At 69.4% G+C, this 16,928-nt stretch carries 18 protein-coding genes and 1 pseudogene; 3 read left to right on the top strand and 16 right to left on the bottom strand.

Features of this window, described 5'->3' with window-relative positions:
• Positions 1–129: 129 nt before the first annotated feature.
• The 4 genes and pseudogenes from ACZ7OI_RS11585 to ACZ7OI_RS11600 all read right to left on the bottom strand — a co-directional run bounded on the left by ACZ7OI_RS11585 (position 130) and on the right by ACZ7OI_RS11600 (position 1,972).
• Positions 130–291, bottom strand: coding sequence for a DUF6307 family protein (locus ACZ7OI_RS11585; RefSeq protein WP_470264316.1), 162 nt, complete (start codon positions 289–291; stop codon positions 130–132).
• Between the two features lie 60 nt (positions 292–351).
• Positions 352–471: pseudogene (locus ACZ7OI_RS11590) on the bottom strand (RGCVC family protein); the annotation flags it as partial.
• Positions 468–935, bottom strand: a complete 468-nt coding sequence (locus tag ACZ7OI_RS11595) for a DUF5994 family protein (RefSeq protein ID WP_470264105.1) — start codon at positions 933–935, stop codon at positions 468–470. The gene ACZ7OI_RS11595 and the pseudogene ACZ7OI_RS11590, both read right to left, overlap by 4 nt.
• Positions 932–1,972 (bottom strand): fatty acid desaturase family protein, encoded by a 1,041-nt coding sequence (locus ACZ7OI_RS11600; RefSeq protein WP_470264106.1) that lies wholly within the window; start codon positions 1,970–1,972, stop codon positions 932–934. The genes ACZ7OI_RS11595 and ACZ7OI_RS11600 overlap by 4 nt, the downstream gene beginning before the upstream one ends.
• A gap of 926 nt (positions 1,973–2,898) precedes the next feature.
• On the opposite strand from ACZ7OI_RS11600, the gene ACZ7OI_RS11605 reads away from it, so the two are divergent.
• The gene (locus tag ACZ7OI_RS11605) at positions 2,899–3,327 is read left to right on the top strand and encodes a DUF5994 family protein (protein ID WP_470264317.1); all 429 of its coding nucleotides are present in this window, start codon (positions 2,899–2,901) and stop codon (positions 3,325–3,327) included.
• Positions 3,328–3,479: 152 nt separating this feature from the next.
• Complete coding sequence (locus ACZ7OI_RS11610) at positions 3,480–3,770, top strand: methyltransferase domain-containing protein (RefSeq protein WP_470264318.1); 291 nt, start codon at positions 3,480–3,482, stop codon at positions 3,768–3,770.
• Between the two features lie 98 nt (positions 3,771–3,868).
• On the opposite strand, the gene ACZ7OI_RS11615 is transcribed toward ACZ7OI_RS11610, so the two are convergent.
• From ACZ7OI_RS11615 to ACZ7OI_RS11665, 11 genes are all read right to left on the bottom strand, one after another.
• Positions 3,869–4,534: a DNA alkylation repair protein gene (locus tag ACZ7OI_RS11615; RefSeq protein ID WP_470264107.1), complete on the bottom strand. Its 666-nt coding sequence runs from the start codon at positions 4,532–4,534 to the stop codon at positions 3,869–3,871.
• Positions 4,535–4,752: 218 nt separating this feature from the next.
• Positions 4,753–5,382, bottom strand: coding sequence for a flavin reductase family protein (locus tag ACZ7OI_RS11620; protein WP_470264108.1), 630 nt, complete (start codon positions 5,380–5,382; stop codon positions 4,753–4,755).
• A gap of 6 nt (positions 5,383–5,388) precedes the next feature.
• A complete protein-coding gene (locus ACZ7OI_RS11625; protein ID WP_470264109.1) occupies positions 5,389–7,011 on the bottom strand; it encodes an amidohydrolase in 1,623 nt (540 codons plus the stop codon).
• Entirely contained in the window at positions 7,008–8,033 is a 1,026-nt protein-coding gene (locus ACZ7OI_RS11630; protein ID WP_470264110.1) for an ABC transporter ATP-binding protein, read from the bottom strand. The genes ACZ7OI_RS11625 and ACZ7OI_RS11630 overlap by 4 nt, the downstream gene beginning before the upstream one ends.
• Positions 8,030–8,848, bottom strand: coding sequence for an ABC transporter permease (locus tag ACZ7OI_RS11635; protein WP_470264111.1), 819 nt, complete (start codon positions 8,846–8,848; stop codon positions 8,030–8,032). Before ACZ7OI_RS11635 ends, ACZ7OI_RS11630 begins: the two co-directional genes overlap by 4 nt.
• Positions 8,841–9,722, bottom strand: a complete 882-nt coding sequence (locus ACZ7OI_RS11640; protein WP_470264319.1) for an ABC transporter permease — start codon at positions 9,720–9,722, stop codon at positions 8,841–8,843. Before ACZ7OI_RS11640 ends, ACZ7OI_RS11635 begins: the two co-directional genes overlap by 8 nt.
• A complete protein-coding gene (locus ACZ7OI_RS11645; RefSeq protein WP_470264112.1) occupies positions 9,719–10,759 on the bottom strand; it encodes an extracellular solute-binding protein in 1,041 nt (346 codons plus the stop codon). The genes ACZ7OI_RS11640 and ACZ7OI_RS11645 overlap by 4 nt, the downstream gene beginning before the upstream one ends.
• 11 nt (positions 10,760–10,770) lie before the next feature.
• Complete coding sequence (locus ACZ7OI_RS11650) at positions 10,771–12,048, bottom strand: aminotransferase family protein (protein WP_470264113.1); 1,278 nt, start codon at positions 12,046–12,048, stop codon at positions 10,771–10,773.
• Positions 12,049–12,072: 24 nt separating this feature from the next.
• Positions 12,073–13,512, bottom strand: coding sequence for an aldehyde dehydrogenase family protein (locus ACZ7OI_RS11655; protein ID WP_470264114.1), 1,440 nt, complete (start codon positions 13,510–13,512; stop codon positions 12,073–12,075).
• Positions 13,513–13,705: 193 nt separating this feature from the next.
• Positions 13,706–14,248: a TetR/AcrR family transcriptional regulator gene (locus ACZ7OI_RS11660; protein WP_470264115.1), complete on the bottom strand. Its 543-nt coding sequence runs from the start codon at positions 14,246–14,248 to the stop codon at positions 13,706–13,708.
• 157 nt (positions 14,249–14,405) lie between these two features.
• Complete coding sequence (locus ACZ7OI_RS11665) at positions 14,406–14,687, bottom strand: alkylmercury lyase (RefSeq protein ID WP_470264116.1); 282 nt, start codon at positions 14,685–14,687, stop codon at positions 14,406–14,408.
• Positions 14,688–14,866: 179 nt separating this feature from the next.
• On the opposite strand from ACZ7OI_RS11665, the gene ACZ7OI_RS11670 reads away from it, so the two are divergent.
• Positions 14,867–16,003, top strand: a complete 1,137-nt coding sequence (locus ACZ7OI_RS11670; protein WP_470264117.1) for an FAD-dependent oxidoreductase — start codon at positions 14,867–14,869, stop codon at positions 16,001–16,003.
• Here ACZ7OI_RS11670 and ACZ7OI_RS11675 read toward each other — a convergent pair.
• A complete protein-coding gene (locus tag ACZ7OI_RS11675) occupies positions 15,990–16,928 on the bottom strand; it encodes a GNAT family N-acetyltransferase (RefSeq protein ID WP_470264118.1) in 939 nt (312 codons plus the stop codon). The genes ACZ7OI_RS11670 and ACZ7OI_RS11675 overlap by 14 nt on opposite strands.

Genomic DNA, 16,928 nt, shown 5'->3' on the forward strand with positions numbered 1-16,928 from the left:
GCGCTCGGAGACGTGCGCTCGACGAGAAGCCGCTTCACCGGCTCGCGGAAACCGCGGGAGCCCGGCCTCCCCGGCAGTCGCGCCGGGGGTCCGCTGGATCCGGCCGCGACGACCGGGTCCAGCGGGTTCTCATCGCCGCAATTTCTCCGGCGCTTCGTCGATCAGGTGCAGCAGCCGCACCGCGAGGTCCTGGCAGGCGGTGCCGGTCAGGCCGGTGTCCTCCTCCAGTACGGCTCGAACGGAGGCGATGCGCTGGTCGTATCGCGACACGTAGCTGATTTCGTCGGGCATGATGCGGTCCTCTTTCCTGGCTTTCCGGGTTGTTGCGAGGGTTTCGGCGGAGCACGCGCAGCGGCGGTGCAAGCCGCCCGAGGCGGTCGCGGCGCAGAAGCGGCTCGCGATCTCGTCGTGCGAGTCGTTTTCGTGGGGGCAGACCGCGCAGTTCCCGGCCGCCGGCAGCACGGGCGTCACGAGGTGCTCTGCAGGGGATCAGCCGTCTCGGCCCCGGACGGAACGCCGTTGCCGGAGAGGATTTCCGCGGAGGTGGCGGTGGAATCGCCGTCCGAGGCCGACCGGAGCACGGCGCGGGCGATCCCGCCGGGCACCTCCGGACGGATCACCAGCAGGTGCACCCGCCGGGACTCCGTGCCGATCACCGTGATCATGTCCGGGTCGGTCGACCGGAAGCCCTCCAACCGCACGGTCCGGCCGCCGAGGCGCACCTTGCGCTCGGCCAGCCCCCACGCCTCCAGGTGATATCCCACCCGGGTGACCGGTCCTACCCGCTGTTCGAGACGGAACACCAGCGACGGCAGCTCCCTCTCCAGCTCCGCCGAACGCGGCCACCAGCCTCCGTCGACCTTGCTGCGGCGCGCGCCCGCCGGCTTCATCTCGACGCGTGCTTCGGCCGGGCGCGGTCTGCCGTCGGCCGTCATCGGGCGACGCTTCCGGCTCGCGACGCTGCCCGAAGCGGAGTCCCGACCCGGTGCAAATGCCGCAGGACGTCCGCGTAGGTGCGGAACAGGCCGCCCTGGCTGTAGCTGATCCCGCGCGCGAGGCAGAAGTCCCGCACCAGCGGCTGTGCCCTGTGCAGGGTCGCCATCGGGATGCTGGGGAAAAGGTGGTGCTCGATCTGGTAGTTCAGCCCGCCCAGCGCGTATGTCATCCACCGGCCGCCGCGGACGTTGTGCGAAGTCAGCACCTGGCGGCGGAGGAAGTCCAGGCGGTGCCCGGGTTCCAGGTGCGGCATCGCCTTGTGGTTGGGCGCGAACGAGCATCCCATGTAGACACCCCAGGCAGCGTGGTGCACCACCACGAAAACGGCGGCGATTCCCGGCGGCAGCAAGAGAAACACGGCCGTGAGATAGGCGGCGAGGTGGACGACGAGCAGGGTCGCGTCGAGCCGCGGGGCCTTGGTCCCGCCGTCGCGGACGGCTTTGATCCCCGACCAGTGCAGGTCGACGCCTTCCAGCAGCAGCAAGGGAAAGAACAGGAACGCCTGGTATTTCGCCATCCAGCGCAGGAAACCCGCCTTCGCGCCGCCTTGACGGGTGCTGAACGCCAGCGCGGGAATGTCGATGTCCGGGTCGGCTTCTTCGAGGTTCGGATTCGCGTGGTGGCGGGTGTGCTTGCCGACCCACCAGCCGTAGCTCAGCCCGACCAGCGCGGCCAGCGCCGTGCCCGCCGCGTCGTTCGCGCGGCGGCCGCGGAAGATCTGCTTGTGCCCGGCGTCGTGGCCGAGAAAGGAGAGCTGGGTGTAGGCCACGGCCAGCAGCGCCGCCGTGCCGAGCTGCCACCAGCCTGCCGCGACGAGCGCGAGCAGCACCCACGCCCCGCCGAACGCCAGCAGCGCGATCCCTCCGCGCACCAGATAATGCACCGGACGGCGGCGGAACAGCCCGGCCTCCTTCACGAGCGCCGAAAGTTCGGCGAACTCGCTTCCGTGCCCCGGCCCCGCCGTCAGTCTGTCCATTTTCCAGCTCCGCATCGGATGGTGTGCCGGACGACCGCGGTGGTTCGACAGCAGTGAAAGCCCGGGGTGTCCCGGTGCCGGTGGTGTGGGAAGGTCCCGCTCTCCTCGGTCGGCGGCAGCAGTGACAGCCCAATCGCACAACCGAGGTCCAGGGTCTTGCCGCTGAGCCTACACCCCGCGGGAGCCGCGCAGGGCGTTCCGGCCTTGCCCGGCAAAAGGAACTTTCCTCGGGCGCCGGCCCAGGCCCATTCGAGTGCTCTCGCCGGTTCCGGCGGTTCGGCACGGCGACGCGGAATTCCCTTGCGACCACACGATCTTCCGCGAATTCTGGCCGATTCGCCGGTTCGGCCGCTCCGCTTCGAGCGCACGGCGGCGCGCCCGGCGCGGCCAAGGGTGTACGCTCGGTGGTGTCCGAGAACATCTCGTGCGCCGACAGTCCCGGTCCCTCGCGGCCAGGGCGAACGCATGCCCTGTCGTCGGGCCCACGGCACACCACCGTCACCCCTCGCGGCCTGTCAGCCGCCGAGCTGCCCTTGCTTCGGTCGCCTCCGCGACATCAGCCAGTGGCGCCCTCTCGGGAGGGCGGTGGTGCGACGTGGACCATCCGCCCGGTTCCTCTGTTCCGCCGCGGTTTTTCGCCGCTCTGAAAGGAAAACTCATCACTGCCGCAGTCAGCCAGCCGATCTTCAGCCATCCCGTCGACGAAAGCCCGCGTCCCGGCGCCCTCGTCCGGCCGCAGGACACGCGCTACGGAGGCCTGTTCCGCCAGCCCGCCGTCTCGCCCGCCGAGCGAGCGGATTCGCAGCCGCTCCGGGAACGAACTCAGTCGCGGCGCCACCGTCGCTGACCCGCGCTCGTCCCGCCGGAGGTCTCCGGAGAGGAGTTCCGCGATGACCTCAGTCCCGCACCATCCCTCCGTGAGCCCCATGGTCGAGTCCGCCGAGATCGGAATCCGCTTGCGGCTCAAGCGATCCGACGCGGTGAAGGGCTGTTTCGACGGCGCGTGGCGGCCGCTCTCCCTCGATCCCGTCGCGGAATTCAGCGCACTGGTCGCCGCGCTCTCCGGCCGTTACGGACCGGTCGACCGGATCGGATTCAACCCCGCCGCCTGGGATCTCGCGCCCGCGCATCTGGCGCACGGACCGGATCTGGTGCGGCTGTCCGGGTTTTTCGGTCTCCAGCAGCACACCGTCGTGGTGATCGGGCCCCGCATCCGGCGCCTGACTCTCTTGGTCATCCCGCCGGAAACCAGCGACGCCGCCGCCGAGCGCGCACTGACCGCGGCCTCGGCGTCCGACAGCATCGACACCGCCCTGGAGATACTGCGCCGCGCCGACGCCCCGGCCCGCACTTAGGCCCGTTCTTTTCTGGTTCATTCGAAGACATGACTTTCTGGGTTCCGCGGCCGGGCGAAATCGACTATTACGCCCACGTCGCGGAAGCCGGACGCGACTGCAAACGCCAAGTGCTGGCCGAGTCGAGGGTCGACCGGGCGCGGGCGGACCGGATGGTCCAGCACGTCGCCGATCCTGCGGCGGCTTTCGCTGAGCTGCACCGGGTTCTGCGACCCGGCGGACTGGCGTGTGTGGCAGAGCCTGATTGGGACGGTGTGGTGGTCGATCCCCGAGACCTCGCGACGAGCCGGGCGTTCAACCGGTTTGTGTGTTCGACGATGGTCCGGAACGCGACAGTCGGCCGTTCCTTGCCGCGCTTGGCGTCGGGCTGGAACTGCTCGATGTTTCGGTCGCTACGCCGGTGTTCCGCGATTTCGAAGCGGCGGACAAGATTCTCGGGTTGAGCCGGAACACCGAGCGCGGTGCAAGCGGGTCAGCTGGACCGGGCTGCCTGCGATCAGTGGCGGCAGCGCTCGCTTCAGGGCCGTTTTCGGGATTTTCGCTAAGCCTGCCGCTTGACCATTTCCGCGATCCACACCGGCGCGTACGGCGAGGTGCAATTCGGCGGCGTCGGGTAGTCCTTGAGCACGCCCAGCCGCTCCCCGATGCCGATCGCGCGCGGGCGGAGGTCGGGATTTTCGATGCCGATCTGCGCGAGGCAGTGGTTCATCGCCCACTGCAACCGGTCCGGGGCGGCCTTCATCTCGGCTTCGATGACGTCGAGCAGCCCGGGAAGGTCGAGCCCGCCGGGTTTCTTGGCGACACGGTCGACGGTCAGCGCCCAGCCCGCGCTCGCGACTACCGGGTCGGGGTCTTCGAGCCAGGCCACGCGGAGTTCCTCGGCGTAACGGCTTTTCTTGACGATGTTCGTGACGAGCCAGTCGTGGACCTTGGGTTTGCCCGCCTCGCGCAGCATGGTGTCGAGGTCGTCGCGGTCGAACTGCTTCGGCCTGGCGACGAGGAGAGCGAGCAGGCGGGCGTTGGTGTCGCCGGTCCGCCAGAGTTCGCGGGCGAGGTCGGGCTGGGCTTTGAGCTCTTTCGCGAGGGCACGGAGTTTGCCGAGGTTGACGCTGTGGTCGTCGCCATGGTTCTCGTTGACGGCCCGGATCTTGGGGTCGTCGAACTCCGCCAAGCGGGCTAGGACCCCGGAAAGGGTTGCGTCGGCCACGGGAACCTCCCTGCTCGGATGCGGACGGGGTCGAGGCTACGCGAAATGCGACGAGAGGTGCGGTAACGCCCACGGGACGTCGCAGCGCAGGTGCGCCGAGCCAGCTCCGCCCGGAACCTGCTCCGTCAACACCGGCAGTCCCGGCCGCATCAACACCGGTGACCAGCGCGCCCGAAGACCTCCGGAGAAATCCAGCACCAATACCTCTGCCGGCAGGGCTACCTGCCCAAGTCAGAGTGCTGATCCCCGGCCAGAAGCTCCTCCGGAGCGGGGATCGGCGCCCGCACCCAGTTGTCCACCCGGGTGAAGGTCGCGCCGCCCATGCGGCCCACCGGCCGGTACACCTCCTGGTCCAGCCGTCCGTCCGCGCGCAGCAGCCGGTCGTCCACCGCGACCCCGACCACCTCGCCGAACACCAGGTGCGAGCCCCGGAACTCCTCGATCTTCACCAGCGTGCACTCCAGGCTCGGGCCCGCCCCGGCGGGGTGCGGGACGGCGATCCGCACCCCGGGCGTCCACGACAACCCGACCTGTTCCGCTTCGTCCACCGAAGAGTCCACTGTGGACGCAGTGCGCGCGACGAGTTCTTCCTGACCGCTCAACGCGATCGTGATCGCGAACTCGCCCCGGGCCTCGATATTGGCCAGAGTGTCTTTCGGCGCTTCCGAAATCGAGAAAAGGACCGTCGGCGGGTCCATCGTCAGCGGAGCGAAGTAGCTGAACGGCGCGAGGTTCCGCACGCCCGCGCCGTCCACTGTGCTCACCCACGCGATCGGCCGCGGGACGACGGCGTTCTTCACCATCCACACGAAAGCGCCGCGATCGGCGTCGGTATTGCTGCTGTACACGAACCCTCACTCCGCCACTACACGTCCTCCGAGCACGGTCAATTCCGACCGTACGCTCAGCAACTCCTCGTCCGCAGCAGTGACCGGATCGTGGGCGAAAACCGCCAGGTCGGCGAGGGAACCGACGCTGAGAGTGCCCTTGAAACCCTCCGCGTGTTCCAGCCAGGCGGGGCCGGTGGTCCACAGCCGGAGCGCTTCCTCCCTGGTCAGCGGGTCGGCCACGACAGAGTACGCGTTCGGCCCGGGCGAGCCGGTGAAGGTCGCGACGCCGCGGCGCCAGTCCGGGACGGTCACCGGTGCGTCCGAGCTGTCGGCGACCACTACGCCGTGGTCCAGCAGAGCGCGCGCGGGGAAAGCGTCTGCCCACCGAGACTCGCCCAGGACACGGACCATCGACGGGCCGCTGTAGGTCCGCATCAGCGAACTGGTGATCACGCCGATGCCGGAGCGCGCCAGGCGGGAGAGCACCGCAGCGGACAGGAAGGTGCCGTGGATCAGGGCGTGTCGTGCGTCCGGCCACGGGTCGGCTGCCTGCGCCGCCTCGATCGCGTCGACTACCGCGTCCGCGGCGCGGTCCCCGGTCACGTGGACCTGCACCCGTACCCGTCGCACGTGGGCGACCAGGATCAGTTCGTGCAGTTCCCGCACTCGCGCGTCGTCGTCCGGGCCGAAGGTGACCAGGCTTCCGTGCTCGCCGGACGGGTACGGCGAGTGCATCCACGCGGTGCAGTGCGTCGGCACGCCGTCGGCGAACAGTTTGATGCCGCCGATCCGCAGCAGATCGTCCCCGACAGCGAAGTCCGTCTCGTCCAGCAGCCGCGCCAGCGAGGCGGCGGACGTCGTCGGCGACGGCCAGTTCCAGTGCAGCAGCGCGGTGATCCGCATCCGGAGGCGGCCGGCGGCGTGCAGGTCCCGGTAGTCCTGCCACAGCTCGGGCGGGACGATCGGGTCGGTCACGCTGGTCATCCCGAGGGCGTTCAGCCGCTCCATGCCGCGCACGATCGCGTCCAGCCGGACGGAACGGCTCGGCTGCGGCACCAGCGAGGCGACCAGTTCCTGCGCGCTTTCCACGAGAACCCCGGTCGGCTCGCCGACGGAGTCCCGCACGATCTCCCCGGCTTCCGGATCCGGCGTCGCGGCGGTGATTCCTGCCCGTTCCAGCGCCGCGCTGTTCGCCCAAACCTCGTGTGACGACGCGTGATGCAGCACCGTCGGCTGGGCGCCAGTCACACTGTCGAGCCAGGACCGAGTCGGCACCGCACGGCCGTCCGCGAACTCGGCGATCGTCGTTTCCCGCCAGCCGCGGCCGACGATCCACTCCCCCGGCGGAGCGCCGGCCAGCGCGCGAGCCACTGAGTCCAAAGAGGACGCGGCGGAAAGGTCCACACAGAACTCCGGGCCGGCGGCGGCGTGGAAGGCCAGGTGCAGATGGGCGTCGTTCAGTCCGGGAAGGACAGTCCGGCCCGCCAGCTCGATGACCCGCGCCTCCGGTGCCGCCGCGGCGGAAACCGTCTCGTCGTCGCCGACCGCGGCGATCCGGCCGTCCGAAACCAGCACCGCGGAAGCGGTCCCGGCCACCGGATCGAACGTCCGGACCACGCCGCCGCGCAACAGCAAATCCTCAGTCATACCGCCGCCAATTCCGGAACGCCGCCGCTCGGCACCACGGCCTGATGCTCCGGATGCCAGGCCACGATCACCTCGTCCCCCGGCCGGTGCTCGTGCGCGACCCCGGCCGACAGCACCGCGCAACCGCGCGCACCGTCGGAATACCGCAACCAGATCCGGGTGTGATCGCCGACGTACACGATGTCGGTCACCTGCGCGCTCGCTCGCTGGTGTCCACTCGGGACTGGATCCGCCGAAGTGTGCAGTGTCAACCGTTCCGGCCGTACGATCGTCACCTCCCCCGGCGTGAGCGACAACGCGTTGGACTCCCCGACGAACTGCGCGACGAACAACGTTTCCGGCCGCTCGTACAGTTCCTCCGGCGTGTCGACCTGTTCGATCCGGCCGTCGTTGAAGACCGCGATCCGGTCCGACAGCGTGAGCGCTTCCTGCTGATCGTGCGTCACGAAGAGGAACGTCATCCCCAATTCCCGGTGCATCCGCGCGATTTCCCGCTGCAGCTGGTCGCGCAGCTTCTTGTCCAGTGCCCCCAGCGGCTCGTCCATCAGCAGGGCCCGCGGTTCGTACACCACTGCTCGCGCGAGAGCGACGCGCTGCTGCTGACCGCCGGAGAGCTGGCGCGGCAACCGATCCCGCACCGCCGACAGCCCGACCAGCTCCAGCACTTCGTCCACTCGCCGGGAGATCTCGGCCTTCGGCACCTTGCGCTGAGTGAGTCCAAAAGCGACATTGCGTGCCACCGACATGTGCGGGAACAGCGCGTACTGCTGGAAAACCACGCCCAGATTCCGCCGGTGCGGTTTGAGCCGCGAGATCTCCTGACCGTCCACAGTGATCGATCCGGACGTGAGCGGCGTGAACCCGGCGATCATCGACAGCATGGTCGTCTTGCCCGAACCGGACGGGCCGAGGAAGGTCATGAACTCGCCGTCGGCGATGTGCAGCGAGACGTCGTCCACGGCGGGCCGGTCGACGCCGGGGTACGCCTTCGTCACGTGTGCGGTCGCGATTCCGTCAGTCATGATTGCTCTTTTCGGCGCAGAACGGCGGGGACGAACAGCAGGATGGTGGTGAACACGACGATCAGGCTCGACGCGGCGGCGATCGTCGGGTCGATTTCCAGCACGATCGATTCGTACATCTTCACCGGCAGCGTCTTGATCGCGGGCGTCTGCAGGAACAACGCGACCACGACCTCGTCGAACGACGTCGCGAAGGCGAACACGAAGCCGGACAGCACACCGGGCGCGATGATCGGGAGCACGACCTTGCGCAGCGTCGCGAACCGCGGCGCGCCGAGGCTGGCCGCGGCTTTCTCCATGATCGGGTCGTACCCGGCCAGGCTGGTCTGCACCGACGTGAGCACGAACGGCAACCCCAGCACCGCGTGCGCCAGGACGAAACCGAGCATCGTGCCGTTCAGTTGCCAGCGCAGGAAAACCCCGTAGATCGCGACCGCGACGACGATGCCGGGCAGAATCATCGGCGCCATCAGCAGCTGCCGGACGACTCCCCTGCCCCGGCGCATCCGGTCCAACGCGAGCGCGGCCGCCACGCCGAGCACGGTCGCCAGCGCCGCCGCGAGCACCCCGACCTGGACCGAATTCGCCAGCGCGGCCAGCCATTGCTTGCTGGTGAAGAACTCCGCGTACCAGTGCCACGACCAGTCCTTCGGCGGGAACTCGAACGTCGAGCCCGCGCCGAAGCTCATCGGGATCACCACGAGCGTCGGCGCGACCAGCACGAACGCGACGAGCACGACCCACACGCGCAGGCCCCAGCCGAGGCTCCGCTGCCGCACCGCGGCGGCCCTGCTGATAGACGGATTGTCAGCCACGGCCGGCACCTCCAGCCGCACTGGTGCCCACCGGCGCGGCCACGCGGCCGAGCACAGCGAGCACCACCAGCGTGACGACCAGCAGGATCGTCCCGAGCGCACCGGCGCCCGCGAAGTCGAGCAGATCGTTGACCTGGGTGCCGATCACCTGCGCGACCAGCGCCTGCTGCGGCGTGCCGAGCAGCGCCGGGGTGATGTAGAAGCCCAGCGACATGATGAAAACCACCGACACCCCGGCCAGCACGCCCGGCATCGACAGCGGCACGTACACCCGCAGGAACGCCACCGGACGCCGCGCGCCGAGGCTGCCCGCAGCGTGCAGCAAGCTGCGGTCGATGCTGAGCATCGAGCTTTGCAGCGGCAGCACCATGAACGGCAGCATCACCTGCACCATCGCGACGGTCACGCCGGCCACCGAACCCAGCAACACGACCCCGTCGATGCCGATCGCCGACAGCGCCTTCTGGATGACGCCGCCGCGCTGTTCGAGCACGTACCAGGCGAAGTTGCGCGCCATCAGGCTCGTCCAGAACGGCATCAGGACCAGCAGCGTCAGCACCGACCGGGCGCGACGGCCGACGAGTGTCATCGCGTAGGCGTAGGGATAGGCGATGACGAGCGTGGCCGCGGTGATGATCAGCGCGGTCCGCAAAGTCCGCAGCATCACGCGGATCTGCACCTCGTCGCCGAGCACCGCCAGGTAGTTGCCGACTCCGAACGACGGCTCGGTGAAGCTCCGCCACAGGATCACGGCCAGCGGGTAGAAGAAGAACACCAGCACCACCGCCGCCGCAGGGAGCAGCAGCCACGAAGTCCGCCGTCTCTCGGGCCCGGCCTGCGGCAAAGCCGGGGGCCGGGTCGCCACGGCGGTCATCCGGTCGTCCAATCCGACCACGCCTTCACCAGCGCGGGCCGGTTCGCCGCCCAATAACGCACGTTGCTGAGCACTCGCAAGTCCTCCTTGCCCTCGCCCCAGATGTCGAGCTGGCGGCCGATCTCCGAACGGGCGGCGGGGGCGGCCGTGTTGGCCGGTCCCACGCCCGCCCGCGCGGCGAAGTCCGCCGCTTGCGCCGGTTGCGAGGCGAAGCGGATGAGCTTCTTCGCCTCCTCGGCGCGTGCCGTCCCCTTCGGCACCACCAGGACATCCCAGGTCACCGGGACTGGGATGTCAGGCACCACTTTCCAGTTCGTCGCACCGGCCTTGAGCAGCGAAAACGCCCGTGCGCTGACGATCAGCGCCATGTCCGCCTGACCGCCGGCCATGCGCTGCTGCTGGTCGCCGTACGTGCTGGTGATCGACAGCTGCGGCCGGATCCGGTCGTACATCCGCAGCGCGCGGCGCATGTCGAGCGGGTACAGCTTGTCCCTCGGCACGCCGTCGGCCAGCAGCGCGGCCTCGATGGTGCCGACGCTCGGGTCTCCGCCGTAGATGATGCGGCGGCCGGGAAACTGCTTCGGGTCGAAGAAATCCGCGAGTTTCGCCGGCGGATTCTTGCCGTAGACCTTCGAGTCGTACATCAGCATCATGCCGAAGAACGCGTCCGGCACCCCGCAATCGGTGAGCGAGCCCTCCGGGAATCCGGCGGCCTGCGCTCCCATGTCGACGGGCTCGAGCAGGCTCCCGCACACGGCGGCGGCAGCGGACGCGTCGGTGTCGACGACGTCCCAGGTCACCTTCCCCGCCTCGACCATCGCCTTCAGCTTGGCGTTGCTCGACGGGCCGTCGATGGTGACGGTAGTCCCGGTCTGCTTCTCGTACGGGTCAAGCCACGCGGCTCGCTGGCCCGCCTGGTACGCGCCTTGGCCGTAGGAGGCGAACACGAGCGAGTTCGGGCCGCCCTCGGAGATCGCGCAGCCGGCAGTGGTGAGCAGAAGCGCGGCGGACAGCAGCGTCGGTATCCGGCGTCTCATGGCTCCTCCGTTCAGCTCGCCGCGGCCGCGACGTGCTTGCACAGCACGTCGGCCAAAGTGTCGATCTGGTCCTCGGTGATCACCAGCGGCGGGGACAGCACGATGCTCGTCCCGGACGCGCGGACCACCACGCCGTCCGCGCGGCAGCCCGCCTGCACCGGCGCGGTGGGCTGGTCGGCGAACTCGATGCCGAGCATCAGTCCGACGCCGCGGACCTCGCGCACGTGCGGCAGCTCGGCGAGCGGATCGAGCCGCGCGCGCAGCCGGGCGCCGAGGACAGTGGCGCGTTCGAGCAGGTTCTCCTTTTCGATGATGTCCAGGTTCGCCAACGCGACCGCGGAGCCGACCGGGTGGCCGTTGTAGGTGAAACCGTGCAGGAACGTCGCGCCTTCAGCGAGTTCGAGCACCCTCCGTCCGATAAGGACCGCACCCATCGGGATGTACCCGCTGGTGAGCCCCTTCGCGGTGACGATCATGTCCGGTTCGACGCCGAAGTGCTCGCTGCCGAACCAGTGCCCGGTGCGGCCGAACGCGGTCACGATCTCGTCGACGATCAGGAGAATCCCGTGCCGCCGCAGCACTTCCTGCACGCGCGGCCAATAGCCCTCCGGCGGCGGCACCATCCCGCCGACGCCGAGCACCGGTTCCCCGATGAACGCCGCGATCCGATGTGGACCGATCTCCTCGATGCGTTTTTCCAGCTCCGCCACCAGCAGGTCAGTCGCGTGTGGACCGTGTTCGAGGCCGTGCGGTTTGCCCAGCCATTCGACGTCCGGCAGCAGCGGTCCGTACCCGGCCCGCAGGCCCTCGATCCCGGTCGCGGCCAGCGACGCGCCGCCCATGCCGTGGTAACCGCCGTGCCGCGCCAGCACCACAGTGCGTTCCGGCGAACCGGCGTGGTGGAAGGCGAGGCGGGCGAGTTTGATCGCGGTTTCGTTGCCTTCTGACCCGCCGTTGGTGAGGAAAACGCGCTCCAGACCCGCCGGGGCGAGCGACAGCAGGCGTTCAGCGAGGCGGATCGACGGCTCGTTGGAGTAGTCGCCGAAGGACGAGTAGAACTCCAGCTTGCGGATCTGCTCGGCGGCGACGTCGGCGAGTTCGGCGCGGCCGTGGCCGACCGGGCACTGCCACAGGCCGCAGGTGCCGTCGATGTACTGATTGCCTTCGGTGTCCCACAGCAGCGCGCCTTCGCCGCGGTCGAGGACCAGCGGTTCGGCCGGGGCTCCGATGACGGTGTGCGGATGGATGAGGGTGCGCCGGTCGGCGACGGCGAGGTCAGCGGTGGTCAAGGCGGATTCCTTTCGGGGAGCGGTTCAGAACCGCAGAGCGACGGCTTTGGTCTCGGTGTAGGCGTCGATTCCTTCGGCCCCGCCTTCACGTTCCTGGCCGGAGTTCTTCTGGCCGCCGAACGGAAGTTCCGGGCGCACGGGTGCCGGGTCGTTGACGCCGAACACGCCGAAGTCGAGCCGGTCGAGCGTGCGCCAGATGCGGCGAAGATCGGTGCCGAACACATAGGCGGCGAGGCCGTAATCGGTGGCGTTGGCCAATTCCACGGCTTCGTCGTCGGTGCGGAAAGCGGCGACGGCGAGTACGGGGCCGAACGTTTCCTCGTGGCTGATGAGCATGTCCGGCGTGACGTCGACCAGCACGGTCGGCTCGAAGAAATGGCCTGGCAGCGCGGAATCCGTCCACCGGTTGCCGCCGACGAGCACGCGCGCGCCCTTGCCGACGGCGTCCGCGACCTGGTTCTCCACCTTCGCCAGCCCGGCTTCGTCGATCAGCGGCCCGATGGCGGTGCCCTCGGCGTCGCCCCGGCCGACTTTCAGTGCGGCGGTTTTCTTTTCGATCAAGGAAAGCAGGTCGTCACGGATGCTTTCGTGGACGTACAGCCGGTTCACCGCCGTGCAGCTTTGCCCGGCATTGAAGAACTTCCCGGCGACAACGCCCGCGGCAGCGGCTTCGAGATCGGCGTCCTCGAACACGATCGCCGGCGAATGCCCGCCCATTTCGAGCGACGTGCGGCGAAGAATGTCGCCGGTCTGACGCAGCAGCCCCAGCCCTACTTCCGTGGAACCGGTGAAGCTGACCTTGCGCAGGCGGCGGTCGGCCAGCAGTGCGCCGACGAGTTCGGCGGGCCGCGTGGTGGTCAGCGACTGCAGCACTCCGTGGGGCAATCCGGTGTCCTGCACGATCTCCAGCAGCGCGGTGGCGATCAACGGGGTTTGCTCAGCCGGTTTGGCGATGACCGGACAGCCCGCCGCGAGCGCGAGCCCGACCTTGCGGATCAGCATGCTGGCCGGGAAGTTCCACGGCGTGATCGCGAGCACCGGGCCGACCGGCGCGCGCAGCACGAGGCCCGGACCGGCCGCGTTCGCCGGGGTGACCCGCCCGTACGCGCGGCGGCCCTCCTCGGCGGCCCACTCCAGCATCCGGGCCGCTCCGGCCAGTTCGCCGTTCGCTTCGGCGAGCGGTTTCCCGTTCTCGCGGCTGAGCAACGCGGCGAGTTCGCTGTGCCGCGCCCGGATTCCGGCGGCCGCGGCGCGGAGGTGGCCGCTGCGGGTCTCCGGGTCGGTGTCCGCCCAGCCCCGGGCGGCTTGCGCGGCCGAGGCCAGCGCGTCCCGCGCCTGGCCGGGCCCCGCGTCGGAGGCCTGGCCGAGGACGGCGAGGCTCGCGGGGTCGACGACGTCGAACGTCGCCGGGGCGGACTGCCAGCGGCCGTCGATCAGCAAGGTCGCGGCGGCGGTGTCGGGCATCGGTACGCCTTTCGGGTCGGCGGGTTCGGGGATGCGCCGAGTCTGACCCCTCGGTGTTGATTAAGTCAACACCTGGACGGCGGCGAAATTCCGGAAAGGACAGTGTGGAGTCGTTGCGGCACAACGTCTTCGGGAAACACTTCTGCCCCGGCGACGTCGTGCGCGGCCGGGGTGCGGGTGTGGTCGGGTTCGGCTAACGCGCGGCCGCGAGCAGGCCGCGCAGGGCTTCGAGCGCCGGGCCCGGATCGACGTCCGGGTCCGCCACCTGGTGCAAGAACATTCCGTCGAGGGCGTAGAAGACGAGCTGGGCCAGCCCGCCGTCGGCCGACAATTCCTTGCCGACCGCGGCGAGATAGCCGTCGTAGAGCCGCCGGACGATCGGCCGCAATTCGGGCCGCCGCGCCGATTCCACGACCAGCTGATACTGGAACACTTGCAGGTCCGCGCTGTCCCGGAACCGCTGGCGCACCTCGGGACCGTCCGCGTAGACGCCGGTGCGGGCGCCGATCAGGCCGTTCTCCGCGCTTTCCTCCAGCACGAGGTCCAAAGAGGACTGGAGGAGGTCGTCGATCGAGGAGAAGTGGTGCTGGACCGCGCCGGTGGTGCAGCCCGCCGCGCGGGCGACGGCGCGGTAAGTGAGGCCGCGCAGCCCTTCCGAAGCGACCACGCCGACCGCCGCCCGGCGCAGGGCGAGCTTCATCCCGGTCGGGTCGTCCGGACTTCCGGACCTGCTCATCCGCACCTCCTCGGCAACACTCGGGCCGATGCTACATTACATCTGTAATGTTGCCTAGCACGGCTTGTCCCGTACCGGAATCCGGTTGCCGCTGACGAAAGACGGCGGATTCCGGTCGGTTTATTACCGCACTGTCCTCAACGGACGCTGCCGATGCTCAGCCCCGGCCCGTCAACGCGGCCAGCACCCGCTCGCGGGTCGGCAGGTCGAGCCGGCACGCGTCCCCCGCGACCGACCCGGCCGTCCCCATCACGTCGACCCCGTCGACCAGGATCGTCGGCGAGCGATAGCGGCCGACGCGTTCGACGACCGCCGCGTCGAGGCCGCTCTCGGCGAGGCAGCCGGCCACCAGCGACCGGGCCGCCTCGGCGTTCGGGCAGTCCGGGGCGGTCAGCAGTTCCACCCGGATCCCGCGGATCTCCGGCCCGATCGCGCACATGTGTCCAGCCTAGGCGGAAATCGGTCCTTGACAATCCGCTTCCGGAAAAAGCTAAGGTGACCGAGGACGTCGAAAGCCACAGCCCGGTAGGTAGTCCGGGCGGCGCGCAGCGCTCGTACCCGCACCTCTCCGGTGCGTCCAGCACGTCCCCTTGTGCCGTATTCGGAAGGGGAATCGCTGTGCCCGGAAAACTTCGCGTCCTGATCATCGGCGCCGGCGTCGGCGGACTCGCGCTCGCCCAGGGATTGCACCGCGCCGGGGTTGCCGTCACAGTCTGCGAACGTGATATCTCAACGGTCGGCCGGTTGCAGGGGTACCGCCTGCGGATCGACGCGAACGGCCTCGACGCGCTCGACCGGCTGCTCCCTGCGAGGCTCAGCCGGGCAGTGTGGGATGCCAGTTCAACGCCCTCGCGTACCAATTACCTCGACGGGACACCGCCAGCGGAGCCGGTGGAGCGCAATGTCTCGATCAACCGGCTCACGCTGCGCGAAATCCTCTTGCACGGGCTGGACGACGTCGTCCAGTTCGGCCGCGAGTGCACCGGATACCACGTGGACGACACCGTCACCGCGACGTTCGCCGACGGATCGACCGCGTCCGCCGACGTCTTGGTCGCCGCCGACGGCGTGAATTCCGTGATACGACGGCAATACCTGCCGCATGCGCGCGTGGTCGACACCGGCATCCGCATCATGTACGGCCGCTTCCCGCTCACCCGCGAGACCGCCGAGCTCATCCCCGACGAGTGGTTCGGCATCTACCACGGGCTCTCCGGCCCGGACAACCAGCACATCGGGATCGCGCCGGTCCACTCCCGGCGTCCCGCACCGCTGCCCGGTCTCACCGACACCAGCGACTACGTGATGTGTCTCCTCGCCGCCCGCACCGAACTGCTGCCGTACTCCGACGACGAACTCCGCGCCGCCACCGGGCTCGAGTTGCGGGACATGACGGTTTCCTTGGCCCGCCAGTGGAATCCGAAGGCGAGCGAACTGCTGTCCCTCGCCGATCCGGAGACGCTGTTCCCCGTCTTCATGCGCACCAGCGTGCCGATCGAGCCGTGGCCGACCACGTCGGTGACCCTGCTCGGCGACGCGATCCACGCGATGAGCCCAGCGGTCGGTGTCGGCGCGAACACCGCCCTGCGCGACGCCGAACTGCTCGCCGCGAAGCTCGCCGAGGCCGGCACCGACCTCCTTCCGGCACTGCGGGAGTACGAAACGGCCATGATCGGCTACGGCTTCGACGCGGTCCGGACGTCCGCGAAGTTCGGGGCGACGCGGATGGGGCAGCCCCCGCTCACGCAGGCTTGAGCAGCGGCACATCCCGGCAAATCTCGCTGAACCCGACGCTGTAATACAACCCTCGCGCCGACGGATGTCCAGGCGCGCCAAGGCAAGCGACCGTCGCGTGAGTGGCCCCGGCCGCCCGCGCGCGGTCCATGCCGTGCAGCAGCATCGCGCGGCCCAGCCCGAGCCGCCGGTAGTCCGGGTGGGTGCCGACCGGCTCGAATTCGGCGGTCTTGTTCGCCTCGTCGAGCCACATGATCGTGGACGCCGCCATCGTCCCGTCCGGTGCTTCGACCAGGATGTGCAGGTCGCCGCGGTAGGCCGGGGTAGCACGGACGCCCTCGTAGCTTTCCGGCGTGTACGCGGTGACGCCCCAGGCGTCCACGTGAGCCTGGACAGCCGCCTCCGGTCCGGCCTCGGCGGCGGTGCGGAAGCGGAATCCGTCCGGCAGCACCGGCGTTTCGAGCACCTCGAGGTCGCGTTCGTTCAGCTGTGTCCAGGATCCGGTGTCGCCGCGGCTGTCCGGATCGGGCCCGTAGCCGTGCGCTGCCCAGCGTTCGAGGCCGAACTTGTCCGCCGCGCCGGGAAGCACGGTGCGTTCGAGGCCGTCCGCGGTGGCGTCGAACCAGTCGATCACCTCGTCGACCAGCGCCGCGTGATCCGGATGGACCTGATATGCCAGATAAGCGCCGGTGACGTCTTTGACTGAGCCGTCGTTGAGCCGCACGCTCCGGGGCAGCTGCGCCCAGCCCCACGCGACGAGGTCGTCGCCGGCGAACCAGAGCCGGCGAACCCAGCTCGCGCCTTGCGCGGCATGCCCTTTGCCCCAGTTCCAAGCCAGCTCGCCGTAGGCCGCGTCGCTGTTGACGAGGTCCTGGCGGATGGCGGTGACCCGCTGCGCGAGCTCCTGCATGCGAAGCACGTCGGCGGCGGTCAGCAGATCAGTCAT

The sequence above is a fragment of the Amycolatopsis sp. NPDC114503 genome (assembly GCF_055633655.1).

Coding starts and splice junctions, on each gene's coding strand:
- ACZ7OI_RS11605 (WP_470264317.1), top strand. CDS start 2,899: ATGGTCGAGTCCGCCGAGATCGGAATCCGCTTGCGGCTCAAGCGATCC.
- ACZ7OI_RS11630 (WP_470264110.1), bottom strand. CDS start 8,033: ATGACTGACGGAATCGCGACCGCACACGTGACGAAGGCGTACCCCGGC.
- ACZ7OI_RS11595 (WP_470264105.1), bottom strand. CDS start 935: ATGACGGCCGACGGCAGACCGCGCCCGGCCGAAGCACGCGTCGAGATG.
- ACZ7OI_RS11625 (WP_470264109.1), bottom strand. CDS start 7,011: ATGACTGAGGATTTGCTGTTGCGCGGCGGCGTGGTCCGGACGTTCGAT.
- ACZ7OI_RS11600 (WP_470264106.1), bottom strand. CDS start 1,972: ATGGACAGACTGACGGCGGGGCCGGGGCACGGAAGCGAGTTCGCCGAA.
- ACZ7OI_RS11610 (WP_470264318.1), top strand. CDS start 3,480: ATGGTCCAGCACGTCGCCGATCCTGCGGCGGCTTTCGCTGAGCTGCAC.
- ACZ7OI_RS11665 (WP_470264116.1), bottom strand. CDS start 14,687: ATGTGCGCGATCGGGCCGGAGATCCGCGGGATCCGGGTGGAACTGCTG.
- ACZ7OI_RS11655 (WP_470264114.1), bottom strand. CDS start 13,512: ATGCCCGACACCGCCGCCGCGACCTTGCTGATCGACGGCCGCTGGCAG.
- ACZ7OI_RS11585 (WP_470264316.1), bottom strand. CDS start 291: ATGCCCGACGAAATCAGCTACGTGTCGCGATACGACCAGCGCATCGCC.
- ACZ7OI_RS11675 (WP_470264118.1), bottom strand. CDS start 16,928: ATGACTGATCTGCTGACCGCCGCCGACGTGCTTCGCATGCAGGAGCTC.
- ACZ7OI_RS11660 (WP_470264115.1), bottom strand. CDS start 14,248: ATGAGCAGGTCCGGAAGTCCGGACGACCCGACCGGGATGAAGCTCGCC.
- ACZ7OI_RS11640 (WP_470264319.1), bottom strand. CDS start 9,722: ATGACCGCCGTGGCGACCCGGCCCCCGGCTTTGCCGCAGGCCGGGCCC.
- ACZ7OI_RS11645 (WP_470264112.1), bottom strand. CDS start 10,759: ATGAGACGCCGGATACCGACGCTGCTGTCCGCCGCGCTTCTGCTCACC.